General features: G+C 54.7%; 12 protein-coding genes. 7 read left to right on the forward strand and 5 right to left on the reverse strand.

The genetic code is table 11. The annotated features are described in order from the left end of the window. Positions 1-20: 20 nt before the first annotated feature. The 3 genes from QQL54_RS06305 to QQL54_RS06315 all read right to left on the reverse strand — a co-directional run bounded on the left by QQL54_RS06305 (position 21) and on the right by QQL54_RS06315 (position 3,630). A complete protein-coding gene (locus QQL54_RS06305) occupies positions 21-1,082 on the reverse strand; it encodes a DUF2853 family protein (RefSeq protein ID WP_284388761.1) in 1,062 nt (353 codons plus the stop codon). 178 nt (positions 1,083-1,260) lie between these two features. After that, positions 1,261-2,226 (reverse strand): NAD(P)H-dependent flavin oxidoreductase, encoded by a 966-nt coding sequence (locus QQL54_RS06310; protein WP_284388763.1) that lies wholly within the window; start codon positions 2,224-2,226, stop codon positions 1,261-1,263. Positions 2,227-2,229: 3 nt separating this feature from the next. After that, a complete protein-coding gene (locus QQL54_RS06315; RefSeq protein ID WP_284388765.1) occupies positions 2,230-3,630 on the reverse strand; it encodes a M20/M25/M40 family metallo-hydrolase in 1,401 nt (466 codons plus the stop codon). A gap of 86 nt (positions 3,631-3,716) precedes the next feature. Here QQL54_RS06315 and QQL54_RS06320 point away from each other — a divergent pair, with 86 nt between their 5' ends. The 7 genes from QQL54_RS06320 (at position 3,717) to QQL54_RS06350 (ending at position 11,476) form a co-directional block, all read left to right on the forward strand. Then, positions 3,717-5,393 (forward strand): M28 family metallopeptidase, encoded by a 1,677-nt coding sequence (locus QQL54_RS06320; protein WP_284388767.1) that lies wholly within the window; start codon positions 3,717-3,719, stop codon positions 5,391-5,393. An 8-nt stretch (positions 5,394-5,401) separates the two neighbouring features. Beyond that, complete coding sequence (locus tag QQL54_RS06325; RefSeq protein WP_284388770.1) at positions 5,402-6,130, forward strand: hypothetical protein; 729 nt, start codon at positions 5,402-5,404, stop codon at positions 6,128-6,130. A gap of 23 nt (positions 6,131-6,153) precedes the next feature. Then, on the forward strand, positions 6,154-7,188 hold the full coding sequence (locus QQL54_RS06330; RefSeq protein ID WP_284388773.1) for a glycosyltransferase family 10 domain-containing protein: 1,035 nt from the start codon (positions 6,154-6,156) through the stop codon (positions 7,186-7,188). Positions 7,189-7,278: 90 nt separating this feature from the next. After that, complete coding sequence (locus QQL54_RS06335) at positions 7,279-9,909, forward strand: M1 family metallopeptidase (RefSeq protein WP_284388779.1); 2,631 nt, start codon at positions 7,279-7,281, stop codon at positions 9,907-9,909. Beyond that, on the forward strand, positions 9,899-10,390 hold the full coding sequence (locus QQL54_RS06340; RefSeq protein WP_284388781.1) for a DUF6702 family protein: 492 nt from the start codon (positions 9,899-9,901) through the stop codon (positions 10,388-10,390). Before QQL54_RS06335 ends, QQL54_RS06340 begins: the two co-directional genes overlap by 11 nt. A gap of 28 nt (positions 10,391-10,418) precedes the next feature. After that, positions 10,419-11,066: a glutathione S-transferase family protein gene (locus tag QQL54_RS06345; protein ID WP_284388783.1), complete on the forward strand. Its 648-nt coding sequence runs from the start codon at positions 10,419-10,421 to the stop codon at positions 11,064-11,066. Beyond that, the gene (locus tag QQL54_RS06350; RefSeq protein ID WP_284388785.1) at positions 11,063-11,476 is read left to right on the forward strand and encodes a VOC family protein; all 414 of its coding nucleotides are present in this window, start codon (positions 11,063-11,065) and stop codon (positions 11,474-11,476) included. Before QQL54_RS06345 ends, QQL54_RS06350 begins: the two co-directional genes overlap by 4 nt. Here QQL54_RS06350 and QQL54_RS06355 read toward each other — a convergent pair. Both QQL54_RS06355 and QQL54_RS06360 read right to left on the reverse strand, forming a co-directional pair. Continuing rightward, on the reverse strand, positions 11,473-12,177 hold the full coding sequence (locus QQL54_RS06355) for a hypothetical protein (RefSeq protein ID WP_284388787.1): 705 nt from the start codon (positions 12,175-12,177) through the stop codon (positions 11,473-11,475). The genes QQL54_RS06350 and QQL54_RS06355 overlap by 4 nt on opposite strands. Then, entirely contained in the window at positions 12,177-13,070 is an 894-nt protein-coding gene (locus QQL54_RS06360) for a pirin family protein (protein ID WP_284388789.1), read from the reverse strand. Before QQL54_RS06360 ends, QQL54_RS06355 begins: the two co-directional genes overlap by 1 nt. Positions 13,071-13,077 lie beyond the last annotated feature (7 nt).

Below are 13,077 nucleotides of genomic sequence, written 5' to 3' on the forward strand. Positions count from 1 at the left end.
GATGCGCTTCGCGCGGATCATTACCTAAATAGGCTCAGCTTCCGCGCTTTTTTGGCCGTCAGATAATAGAAGGTCACGCGCGACTTCAGCCGCTGATCCTTCATCTGCTCACAGACAGATTTAACGAGATCCATCTGACCGTCTTTAATACCGAGCTTTTTGGTCACGAAACCATTCGCGACGGTGCGCAGTTCGGATTCATCTGTGCAGGCCACCAGGCTACTATCGCGAGATTTTAGAGACACACCGCAATAGTCGACAATGTTCTGAACCACAGCCCGTGAGGCACGTGCATCGAAGGCCTTCACCTTATCGTAGTAACGCTCAAACGCGGCGTCGTTTTTACTCTTTGCAGCAGACGCTTTCTTAGGAGCCGCCTTGCTCGCCGGCGCTTTTTTAGCGGCAACCTTTTTGGCGGGGGCTTTCTTAGCCGGAGCTTTCTTAGCCGCTGCCGCTTTAGACGCCGCTTTCTTAGTGGGAGCTTTTTTGGCCGGGGCTTTCTTGGTCGTCGCTGCTTTCGCAGCCACTGTCTTCACGGCAGTTTTCTTAGGCTTAGCAACCGCTTTTGATTTTGTGGCCGTTTTGGCTTTGGCAGCCGGTTTAGCCTTAGCGGGCGCTTTTTTAGCTGTTGTTTTCTTCGCCGGAGCTTTCTTGGCTGGAGCTTTTTTCGCTGGTGATTTCTTGGCAGCAGCCGGTTTAGCCTTAGCGGCAGGACTCGTATCACCCAATTCCGCGAGGCGGCTATCCAGATATTTCACCCGCGCGGCGAGGTACCGATTCTGCCATTCCAACGCGTATGTATCGTCTGCATCGCTTGTCTTCGCTGTCGACCCTGTCGGCGCCGTACCGGAAGCCAGTTTCGTTTTCAGGTCAGAGACTTCTTGATCGCGACCTGCAACACGGCCTTCTAGATCTTGGACGCGCGCCCGAAGACTATCGGCCTCGGCCCGTAAAGCGCCTTCGCCTTCAATCGAGAGATCTCCGGCAACCTTCTTGCTCGGTTTAAACAACCATCCCAACAAAAACCCAATCGCAAACGCAATCAGCAATACGACGATAGTGGTCGTGGTGAACTCTTCCATGGGATAACCCTTTCTGACAGTCAGACCAACAGAAGCCGAAGCTTCAATCCGACAGGTCTTGTAAACCGGACAATGAACGCTGGAGTCGCCAGCGCTCACCTTTTCCTTTGCGTAACCGAAGCTGGAAGTCTTCGCAAAGCGAAAACCAATGAAACCGGGCTCGGCTTTAGTTTTTGACCTATTTTAGGTCAGACAACCGTTTGATAGCGTCTCTGAACTCTTGCTCCATTTGATTGACGACCTGAGCAACGGGTGGAGAACTCTTGACTTGCCCGACACCCTGTCCCGCGCCCCAAATATCTTTCCACGCCTTCTTGTCAGTATTTCCGCCAGAGCCAAAATTCATGGAGGTCTTGTCAGCGCCCGGTAGATTGTCAGGGTCCATCCCCGCTTTCTCAATCGAGCCGCGCAGATAGTTGCCATGGACGCCCGTAAAGAGGGAGGAATAGACAATGTCTCCGCCCGTACTGTCCACGATTTCCTGTTTATAGTCTGGCGTAGCGTTCGCTTCTTCGGTCGCGATAAAGCGCGTGCCGATATAGGCCATATCTGCGCCAATCCCGATGGCACCAGCGACCGAGCCGCCTGTGCTGATGGAACCAGACGCTAGGATCGGGCCATCGAAAAATTCGCGGATTTCTGGAATCAGCGCGAAGGGTGACAATGTTCCGGCGTGCCCCCCCGCCCCGTTGCAAACGGCAATAATCCCGTCCGCACCCATGGAGAGCGCCTTCTTCGTATGACGGATATTGGTCACGTCATGCAGGATGATGCCGCCATAAGAATGCGCCGCATCATAGACCTGCTGATTGGCTTGCAGTGAGGTGATGATGATCGGCACTTCGTGCTTCACGCAGATTTCCATATCGTGCTGCAGACGGTCATTTGACGGATGGCAGATCTGATTGACCGCATAGGGCGCGACGATCGCGTCGGGATTATCACGCTGATACTGCTCTAGCTCCAGTTTGATCTGAACGATCCATTTTTCCAGCATCTCAGCCGGACGGGCGTTGAGCGCAGGAAAACTGCCGATAATGCCCGCTTTGCACTGCGCAATCACGAGTTCAGGGCCTGAGACGATGAAGAGTGGGGCCCCTACAACAGGGATACGCGTTTTTTTCAGAATTTCGGGAAGCGCCATCGTCTAGTTTCCTGCTTGTGGGTCATCGGCACGGAAGTCCGTGTCCGCATTGGCTGCCAGCCAAGCCATGAGGGCGAAGGCGGCAACATTTTCGGCAATGTCATCCGGGTCAATCTTGTCGAGCGTATCGTCAGGCGTGTGGTGAAGATCGAAATAATCCGTGCCGTCCTGTTGGAACCGCATGGTCGGCACACCGAGCGCCGCAATCGGGCCAATATCAGGCCCGCCATTTGTTGGCTGGTCGCTCATTGGCAGGCCCAGCATATCAGCGACAGATTCGATCACTTCTGCCCCTTCTGTGACTCCGAGTTGGACCTCGTAGGCGGGTTTGGAACCAAAATCGGACTCGGTCGCGAGGACATGATTGATGAGGTCGTCCTTATGCAAGTCCCGATACGCGAACCCGCCAAGTAACCCAACTTCTTCGGCACCATAGGCCACAACGCGAATGGTGCGTTTCGGCTTCAGCCCCGCTTCAATCAAAATTTGAGCTGCACCGGCACTGATGCCGATTCCAGCCCCATCATCAATCGCGCCCGTTCCCAGATCCCAACTATCCAGGTGACCACTAATGAGAACAATTTCTTCCGGGCGTTCCGTGCCGACAATCTCGCCAATGACATTGCCGGACGGACGATCACCGACCGCGCGAGGTTGAATATTCAGAGCCATGGTTACGGCCTGACCGCGCTCCAAAATGCGTTCGAGTTGATCGGCATCCGGCGCGGACAAAGCGGCAATCGGAATCTTCGGAAGGCCGTCGGCATATCGCATCTGTCCTGTGTGTGGAAAACGATGCGAATCTGTTCCGACTGAGCGGATTACCACGGCTGCTGCGCCACGCTTGGCGGACTCAGAAGCTCCAGACCGACGCTTACGATTGGCAGGGCCATAGCCTGCTCCATTCGGCGCCTTATCCATCCGACCAGAAATAAAGACGATCTTTCCGTCGAGGCTATCCATTGGTGCGCTTTCGAGGTCTTCAAAGGTTGGGAAGTAAGCGATCTCAGCCGTCACACCTCCCGCAGGCGTTGCGACGGAGCCACCTAGCGCAGTGAGCAGCATCTCTTGTGGGAATGGGCTGACGATAGACGCTGTTTCAACACCGCGTTCCCAGCCGGAAATCGTGAAGGGCTCGACACGAACATTCTGTAGGCCAATCTCTTTAAACTTTGCGACGGTCCAATCGCGCGCACGGGCTTCAGCTTCGGTGCCTGCCAGTCGCTGTCCAATTTCCGTCGTCAGACCTTCAACAATGTCATAGCCTTGCGTCCCTGATCGGGCCGCCTCCAAGATCATCGCCTCAACAGGTGCCTTCATCATCATGTCAGAGGGCTGATCAGCCACAGTCGTACAAGATGCCAATGCAAGGGTTGCCACACCCATTAATGCCCAATGTTTCATGTTTAGGATTCCCTTGATGGTTTTGCGGGCTTGATAATCGTTCCAGCGTCGTTAGCAACTGCGTCAAGATGAATGGGAGACTTCGAATGACTAAAACTGCCCTTATGGCGAGCGCTTGCGCCGCCTTTGTATTCTCGGCCTGCGCGCCAAAAGCGGAAGAGCCCGTCGAGCCAGTGATCGATTCGAACGCCTTGATATCCGTCGCTGACCTCGGTCGACGCATTGAGACATTATCGTCAGACGAATTTATGGGCCGCGCGCCCGGGACTGAAGGCGGTCAGATGAGCGTCGATTATATCGTCGCTGAAATGGAAGCCGCTGGTCTTGAGCCAATGGGTGAAAACGGCACATGGCTACAAACCGTCGAGCTGACTGAAAGCGTCGTGTCACCGGACAGTATGATGATGATCAGTAATGGCGATGAGGCGCTGGTCACGGCAGACCAAAGCACGAATGCCGTCTTCTGGACCAAGCGATTAGATGAGAGCATCGCCGTACGGGATAGCGAACTTGTCTTCGTCGGTTACGGCGTCGTCGCGCCAGAATATGACTGGAACGACTATGAGAACCTCGACGTCGAGGGCAAAACCGTTGTCATGTTGGTCAATGATCCGGGTTTTGCCACCCGCGACCCAGAGCTCTTCAACGGCGAAGCGATGACCTATTATGGGCGCTGGACCTACAAATTCGAAGAGGCCGGACGGCAAGGCGCAGCCGCCGCCATCATCATCCACGATACGGCCCCTGCCTCATATCCATGGGAAGTGGTCAGCGGCAGCTGGACCGGACCGCAAAATGATCTCGTCCGTCCCGATGGTGGCGCATCACGCACACCCATTGAAGGCTGGGTCCATCTCGATACTGCTAAAGCTATGTTCGACGCGGCGGGTTTAGACTTTGAAGAACTGTCTTCAAAGTCATCCGCGCCTGGATTTACCCCCATCGACATGGGTGATCTCTCGCTCGACGCGGATCTAATACAGACTGTCTCGACCGTGCAGTCCGCAAATATTGCAGGCGGTATTCGCGGCACCACACGACCAGACGAATATGTGCTCTACATGGCGCACTGGGATCACCTCGGAAATAGCGGCCCCGGCGAAGACCATATCTATAATGGCGCCGTCGATAATGCGACCGGCACAGCCGCGATCATCGAGATTGCGGAAGCCTTCTCTGAAGCAGGCGCACCGGAACGCTCAGCGCTGTTCCTCGCTGTCACTGCTGAAGAGTCAGGTCTGCTTGGCTCCGCCTATTACGGCGCACAGCCACTCGTCCCATTCGCAAACACGGTGGGCGGTATCAATATCGACGCGATCCAACCTGTCGGCGAGACCAAAGACATTCTTGTTATTGGCTACGGAGCCTCTGAACTCGAAGATCACTTAAATGCGGTCCTAGAGCCGCGCGGCATGCGGATCGAACCCGACAAAAACCCATCAGCCGGTTACTTCTACCGCTCTGATCACATCAGCCTCGCCAAACTCGGCGTCCCCATGCTCTATGCTGATGGCGGCGTGGACCATGTCACAAAAGGCACGGCTTATGGCGAGGCCTTCGGTAAGGAATATACCGAAATCCGCTACCACAAGCCCGCTGATGAGTATGACAATAGCTGGGACCTGTCAGGCGTGAAGCAAGTCACAGAAATCATGTTCGAGCTTGGCTATAATCTCGCCGACAGTAATGATTGGCCGAACTGGTATGACGGCAATGAATTCCGCGCGCTCCGGGATGAGCAACGCGGAACTGCGAGCGACTGAGCCTACTCATGCAGACTATTATCTGCATGAAATGGGGGACCCGTTACGGTCCTGAATTCGTCAATCGGATGTGGGCGGCGGTCCAGCGGAATACGGACCGCCCAACCCGGCTTGTCTGCCTCACAGACGACGAAACCGGAATCGATCCGATGGTTCAATGCCATCCGATTCCGGATATCAATCTACCGCCTGAGTTGATCAATACACCGTGGCGTAAGCTTGTACTTTGGCGCGACCCCATCGCGGATTTGTCCGGCGACGTATTGTTCCTCGATCTCGACCTCGTGATTACGGGGTCACTGGATGTCATGTTTGATTTTGAACCCGGTCGATATTGCGTAATCGAAAATTGGACTCAAATGGGTCAAGGCAATGGCAACACGTCAGCCTTCCGGTTTCCTGTCGGAAAATACGCATCCATTTTCAATAACTTACAGGACAATCCGGAACGTGTTCTTAGTACTTACCGGATCGAACAGCTTTATATCTCAAAGGAAGTCGAGGACATGGTGTTCTGGCCAAAGCTGTGGTGCGCATCCTTTAAGCACACACTTATGCCGCCTTGGCCTTTGAACTTCTTCAAGGCGCCTACGCTGCCATCCGAAACTCGGATCGTCGCTTTTACGGGCAAGCCGGACCAAGACGAAGCCCTGCGCGGAGTGTGGCCAGTGAAGGCTGGATGGAAGAAACTCTACAAACATGTCCGGCCAACCCCTTGGATTGCGGAACATTGGTAGACGCACCGATCCGCATCAAATTCATGTCTAAGACGCAGCCTGATCAAGTCGAAGGTTTGTGGCGTCCGCTTCTGCCGACCGGAACAGATCAAATCGGCGCATGCCGTTTCAGCTTTGACCCGAATGATCGCGATTACGATTTTCTAGTCGCTTATGAGGACCTCTCCCCCTTGCCGGGATCATCCAAGGTTTTACGTAGAGAACCCCTCGCCTGCGCCCCGATCAACACTATGTTGTTGACGACGGAACCGGCGTCGATCCGCATCGACGGACCACGCTATCTTCGCCAATTCGGCCATGTTTGGACCCATAAACATCCGAGCCTTGTTCACCACCCCCGACAAATCCGCGAAACACCGCCGCTTCGGTTCTTCTATGGACGCAATCTTGCGGGCGGCGCTCACCTGACAATCCCGGAAAATCCCCCGGAAAAATCGGCTGATCTCTCTGCCATGTCGTCGACCAAAGCGATGGCGCATACGGTACACGCCAGACGTTTGGCTTTCTTCAGCGAGTTGAAAGTGGAGCTTGGTGAAATGTTGAACTTATTTGGTCGCGGCATTCAGCCTGTCGATGACAAGGCCGAAGCAATGGCGACGTACCGCTATCACATAGCGGTCGAGAATCATGTCGAGCCAGGCCATTTTACCGAGAAGCTGACCGACTGCTTCGTCGCCGGGTGCCTACCTTTTTATTTTGGCGATCCCGATTATGCCAAAATCTTTCCGTCTGATGCGCTCATTCCAATCGATATTTTTGATGTCCCGGCCACCGCTCAAATCATTCGTGACGCCATCGCGACCGATCAGTTCCAAAGCCGGCAGAACGCGCTCATGGAAGCGCGGGCGACGACTTTGGACCGCTTCAACACGTTGCGCGCGGTCGCAGACAGGGTTGAAAAGGTCTATGATGAACACACTAATCGGGGCGGCGTCATTCATGGTCGTCACGCTTTTCGAAAGGCACATCCTCTTAAGGCCGCGCAAGACGCTCTTTTTGTTGCTCGGTCACGGCGGAAATCACACGCCCACCCTCTCCAAAGCGTAATCGAAGAATGAAGCGTTCCCCTTTTACCCTGCCCCATTATGACGCTACCCTACAAACTAACTTACCTTAAGTGCGCCTACCTACGCTTACCGGAGACCCGAATGTCCCAGCTGACTACTGCCTTCAAACTTGCAACGGTAACGGCCCTATCCATTTGGATGGGGCTGGGTTTCGCTTCAGATACTTTCGCCAATGAGAAGCCCTCTCGCGGTGTCGCTGGCAGCGATACGGACGCCGCATCGAAATTTCGCCAGCTCCGCACAGAGCTTCGTTCGCCCAACATTTACCGCTCAGCCTCGGGTGCGCCCGGCCCAGGCTATTGGCAGCAGCGCGCCAACGTCGATATTGATGCCACGCTCGACGAAGAGGCTCGTCGTATCATCGCCGAAATGGACATTGAATATGTCAATAATTCACCCGACACGCTGACCTATATCTGGCTCGCGCTCGATCAGCAGCGCTTTAAGGATGGCAGCTTAGCCCGGGAAAGCGCGACAGCAGCTGCCTCCGGAACAAGCCGCGGCGACGGCGCCGGGGACTCAGATAGCTATAGTTTTAGCCAGCTCCGCTACGAACATGCGATGGAAGACCGCCAATATGGCTTTGAGTTTACGCAGGTCGCCGACTCCAGCGGAAACACCCTGTCCTATTTCATCAATGATTCCATGATGCGGATCGATCTGCCCGCGCCCCTCGCGCCTAACGCGACATTCGATTTTCAGGTCGATTGGGAACATAACATTATTGACGAAGTCGCGGTTGGCGGCCGGGGCGGCTACGAATATTTCGAAGACGACGACAATCACATCTTTGCTCTGGCACAGTGGTTTCCACGCCTCGCCGCCTACACAGACTACACGGGCTGGCAGAACAAACAGTTTTTAGGCCGCGGCGAATTCACGCTGGAATTCGGTGATTACGAAGTCGATCTGACCGTCCCGAATGATCACATCGTTTCGGCTACGGGCGTTCTGCAAAATCCCCGCGACGTCTTGACTGCGACGCAGCGCCGTCGCCTCGACAATGCCGGAACCGACAAACCGACTTATATTGTCACGCCTGAAGAAGCCGAAGCGAACGAAGCTGACAAAGCAACGGGAACAAAAACGTGGCAATTCAAAGCCGACAATGTGCGCGATTTCGCCTGGTCTAGCTCCCGCAAATATATCTGGGACGCTATGGTTTTCGAACAGGACGATGCGGAGAATCCGCGCGTTCTGGCGATGAGTTTCTTTCCGAAAGAAGCGGACCCCATTTGGTCAAAATTCTCAACACAGTCCGTCGTCCACACGATGGATGTCTATAACCGATTCGCTTTCAACTATCCCTATCCGACCGCCCAGAGCGTGAATGCATGGGAACGTGGCGGAATGGAATATCCGATGATTACGTTCAACGGATACCGCCCCTATGACGACGAGAAGTCTGGTGAGACCGTTTATTCACGCAACGTCAAATATGGGCTGATCGGCGTCATCATTCACGAGATTGGCCACATCTATTTCCCGATGACCGTCAATAGCGACGAACGCCGCTGGACCTGGATGGATGAAGGCATCAATACCTTCTTGGAGTATATGGCCGAGTATGAGTGGGAAGAAAATTTCCCGATCCGGCGCAATATGCAAAACCCGCTGGATGAAATCACGCGCTACATGACGAGCTCCAATCAGGTGCCGATCATGACGCAATCAGACTCGGTGCTTCAATTCGGCCCCAATGCCTATGCCAAACCGGCGGCCGCACTAATTGTGCTGCGCGAAACCGTTATGGGGCGCGAGGCGTTTGACTTCGCCTTTCGCGAATATAGCCGTCGCTGGAAGTTCAAACGTCCAACGCCTGAAGATTTCTTCCGGACAATGGAAGATGCATCCGCGGTCGATCTCGACTGGTTCTGGCGCGGTTGGTTCTTCGGGACTGACTATGTCGACATGGCGATTACCGATGTCCGAGAATACCAAATCGGCACCAACGACCCAGACGTCGAAAGCAGCATCGACCGGGATGAAGACCTTCAAAGATATCCTGAAAACATTGTTCAGCGCCGTAACCGTGAGGAAGGCCGGACGACACGTGTTGATCGGTTCGATGACCTCAATGACTTTTACAACGACAATGACAAGTTTGCTGAAACCAATGCGGACCGGAACAAGTTCACCAAATTTCTCGAAGGTCTCAAAGACTGGGAACGCGCAGCCTATGACCGGGCACAGGAAGACGGTAAATATCTCTATTTCATCGACTTCGAGAATAAAGGCGGTTTGATTTCACCTCTGCCCCTGACGCTCACCTTTGCAGACGGCGAGACTGAAGAAGTTATGGTTCCGGCTGAAATTTGGCGACGGGATAGCCAGCGCGTCACCAAGCTGATTATCCGCGATAAGCGGATCGAGAAAATTCTGTTGGATGCAGCTCACCAAACAGCGGATGCGAATTACCGTGACAATGGCTTCCCGCAATCCGTGACATCTGATCGGCTGTCACTTTATAAATCGGATGCGAAACGCACGAGCATGATGGCTGACATGCTCCGTGAGCTAAAGTCCGACGACAAGTCTGAGCCCGCCAGTGAAGACGGCTCAGAGCTACCCTTGCAACGCTCTGAAGGCGCGGCTGATGCACCGGTTGAATCCGTAGAGTCGACGGACGTCGAAGAAGCACCTGCCGAGGATGCAGAAACCCGTACCACGATCCGTGAGACCCTTCGCCGAATGCTCGGCCGTGACGACTAGACGGACAGTTATAAGCGGTTTGTGTGGGGTCGGCGCGCTCTGTTGGGCTGGGCCGGCATGGGCACACCGCCTCGCCCGCACGGAAACTGAAGTCACAATTTCGCAAAAGGGAGACGTGTCTGTCGTTCACGTCTATCATTTGCAGGATGCACAGTCCGTCTTGTTTCAGGCTGGTCTGATCGACCGCCCTGATCTCGGGTCACTGCGCGCTAGAGCCCACCTCGCGCTCTATACAGAGGCGAATTTCACTCTCGCCGTCAGTGGGGCACCTGTCGCGCTCGACCTCATTGGCGCTGAAATCCAAGGCGATAGCGCCTATGTCTATCAAGAAGGTCATATCAGTGACGGGGCGTTAAGTATCGATGCGCGAATGCTGCGATCCCTGCTCAAAGGGCAGAGCAATAGCGTCAATATTGTTCGGGACGGGCAAACCGTTACGCTCGACTTCTCTGGCGACGATGGCCCGAAACCGGTTGCATGATGCCCGCGCCCTGCCCTAGTCGAGTCTCATGCTAACTGTTCACCACCTCAACAACTCACGCTCACAGCGGATTCTTTGGCTCTTAGAAGAGCTTGGAACCGAGTATGAGATTCGGGCTTATAAGCGCGATGAGAAAACCAGCCGTGCGCCAGCCGAATTGAAAGCCATCCACCCGCTCGGAAAAAGTCCGGTCATCGAACATAATGGCATGGTTGTCGCCGAAACCGGGGCGATCATTGTCTACATCCTCGACGCTTTCGGGACGGATGCAGACGGTCATCGCAAGTTCAGACCTGACAGCGGCACTCAAAGTTATGTCGACTATGTCCACTTCCTGCATTTCGCCGAAGGGTCGGCCATGTTGCCGCTGCTCTTGGCTCTCTACACAGGGTTCCTCGGAGATGCCGCCGCCCCGATCCAGCCAATGATTATGGACGAGATCAAAAAGGTCCTTGATTATTGCGAATATTCACTGATCCGGAATACGTGGTTTGCGGGCGATGAGTTAACGGGCGCCGACTTCAATATGATCTTCCCGCTCGAGGCGGCTAAAGCTCGCGGTCGGCTCAAAGGATACGAAGCCTGCAATGAGTTCGTGCAGCGTGTGTGGGACCGACCCGCCTATCGTCGAGCGCTCGAAAAGGGCGGCGACTATGATTACGGCCCTCACTCATGACCATCCCATTTCATCTCGCCGCACCAACACGCGATAAAGAAGAAGCGAGGCTTTTCTACCGCGATACGCTTGGCTGCACTGTCGGGCGTGAAGCAGACCATTGGATTGATTTCAATTTTTTCGGTCATCAACTCAGCCTGCATGTCTGTGAGGAAGCCGAATCTTTGGCGACCAATACCGTCGACGGTAAAGAGGTTCCGGTCAGGCACTTTGGGGCCATCCTACCGTGGTCGGATTGGCATGATCTGAGAGACACACTCATCGGCGCGGGTACAGAGTTTGTGATTGAACCCTATGTCCGCTTCAAAGGCGAGACAGGTGAGCAAGCGACCATGTTTTTCTTAGACCCCAGCGGTAATGCACTTGAGTTCAAGTCATTCAAAGACCCGGACCAACTCTACGCGGCTTAGAAACTTCGACCGACAAAAACACGGAATTGGTTATCTGCCGCATTGCGCGTCAATCCGTGGAGCGTTCCCACATAGAGGTCGATCTGGTCTGTGACGTTGAATGATATGAACGGTCCTATCTCAGCGGTGTTTCCGTTGAAGACTTGGATGCCGCCCGTATCACCGAAGTCGACAAAGCTGTGCACGCCCAACCGAACACCTGATTCAGTTTGGCGTGACAGTCCGAAACGTCCGCTAAAGTCGAGCTCATCATTGGTTTTGTCAGCGACTTGTAGCGTGTTCATGAGGATCGCCCGAGCCCGCCAACCATTCCGTAGCGACCACTGATTGATCCAGTTCGCGCGGACCTCATCTGGACGTCCATTGCCCCGGATTCTACCTTCGAAGCGGAAACCGGACTGATAGTTTCGGCTGTCCGGCGTAACCTGCCAAACCGCTTCTGCTCTGATAAAATCGAAATCCATTTCCGACGACGTCGTCTCTCGGGTTGCAATGATGCCGCGTAAACGCAGATCGCCATTCAGAGCTTTCTGATAATGAAATCGTTGCGACCAACTGTCGTCGTCAAAGTCGAAAGCCGCGCGATATTGCACGCCATGATCGTCAGCATTGACGACGGGTCCGAAAACGCCCGACGTATTTTGCGCAAGAGCTGGGATCGCGAACAGTACCCAAATCGTGAAACCACACAAATAACGCATCAAAAAGTCATCTCATCTGGGAGCGGGATATGCTCTGTCTCGTCGCCCGGAACGGTTGGGAACCGACCGGACCGCCAGTCATCGGCGGCCTGCTTGATCCGCTCCGGCCGTGACGACACGAAATTCCATCGCATATGACGTTGGCCCAAAGGCGCACCACCCACGACAGCAAACCTTGTACGGCCCTGCGCAGTGATCAGATGGGGTCCATCACCCAAAATCGAGAGAACAAACCGATCGGCGGATGCGCCGTCAACATCAGCTTCCCCTTCGACGACATACATCGCGGCTTCTGGGGCTTCAGGCAGGGTGACGGACGCCCCGTCTGGTAAATCGACCTCGTAGTAAAGCGTCTCTGAGAAGGTCTCCACGGGAGACTCCAGACCGAAGGCCGTTCCCATCATCACGCGCACTTTCGCACCCCCCGGTAGCGTCGCCTCTGGAATTGTATCGGCGGGATGATGATGGAAGCTGGCATCGCGCTCTTCCTCATCATCTGGCAGGGCCAGCCACAGTTGCAGGCCGTGCAAACTATAGCCCTCAGCCCGGAGCGCCGAGCGCGTCCGTTCGCTGTGAACAATGCCGCTCCCCGACACCATGAGATTGATCGCCCCCGGTTCAATCGGCGAGCTATTACCAAGACTATCGCGGTGCCAGATTTCGCCTTCAAACAGGTAGGTCACAGTCGCGATGCCAATATGCGGATGGGGCCGAACATCCATTCCCTCGCCCGGCGCATAGTCGACGGGACCAAAGTGGTCGAAAAACACCCAAGGACCAACCGATCGATGGCTGATCATTGGCAGGGCACGTCTGACCGTAAACCCGTCACCGAGTTCTTTGACCTTGGGTTTCAGGGAAACCTTGATCGGCGCGTCTTCGGGCGTAAACATGCTCTAG

It is taken from the genome of Algimonas ampicilliniresistens, assembly GCF_030159955.1.
Lineage (GTDB): Bacteria > Pseudomonadota > Alphaproteobacteria > Caulobacterales > Maricaulaceae > Litorimonas > Litorimonas ampicilliniresistens.

Coding starts and splice junctions, on each gene's coding strand:
- QQL54_RS06305 (WP_284388761.1), bottom strand. CDS start 1,082: ATGGAAGAGTTCACCACGACCACTATCGTCGTATTGCTGATTGCGTTT.
- QQL54_RS06310 (WP_284388763.1), bottom strand. CDS start 2,226: ATGGCGCTTCCCGAAATTCTGAAAAAAACGCGTATCCCTGTTGTAGGG.
- QQL54_RS06315 (WP_284388765.1), bottom strand. CDS start 3,630: ATGAAACATTGGGCATTAATGGGTGTGGCAACCCTTGCATTGGCATCT.
- QQL54_RS06320 (WP_284388767.1), top strand. CDS start 3,717: ATGACTAAAACTGCCCTTATGGCGAGCGCTTGCGCCGCCTTTGTATTC.
- QQL54_RS06325 (WP_284388770.1), top strand. CDS start 5,402: ATGCAGACTATTATCTGCATGAAATGGGGGACCCGTTACGGTCCTGAA.
- QQL54_RS06330 (WP_284388773.1), top strand. CDS start 6,154: ATGTCTAAGACGCAGCCTGATCAAGTCGAAGGTTTGTGGCGTCCGCTT.
- QQL54_RS06335 (WP_284388779.1), top strand. CDS start 7,279: ATGTCCCAGCTGACTACTGCCTTCAAACTTGCAACGGTAACGGCCCTA.
- QQL54_RS06345 (WP_284388783.1), top strand. CDS start 10,419: ATGCTAACTGTTCACCACCTCAACAACTCACGCTCACAGCGGATTCTT.
- QQL54_RS06350 (WP_284388785.1), top strand. CDS start 11,063: ATGACCATCCCATTTCATCTCGCCGCACCAACACGCGATAAAGAAGAA.
- QQL54_RS06355 (WP_284388787.1), bottom strand. CDS start 12,177: ATGCGTTATTTGTGTGGTTTCACGATTTGGGTACTGTTCGCGATCCCA.
- QQL54_RS06360 (WP_284388789.1), bottom strand. CDS start 13,070: ATGTTTACGCCCGAAGACGCGCCGATCAAGGTTTCCCTGAAACCCAAG.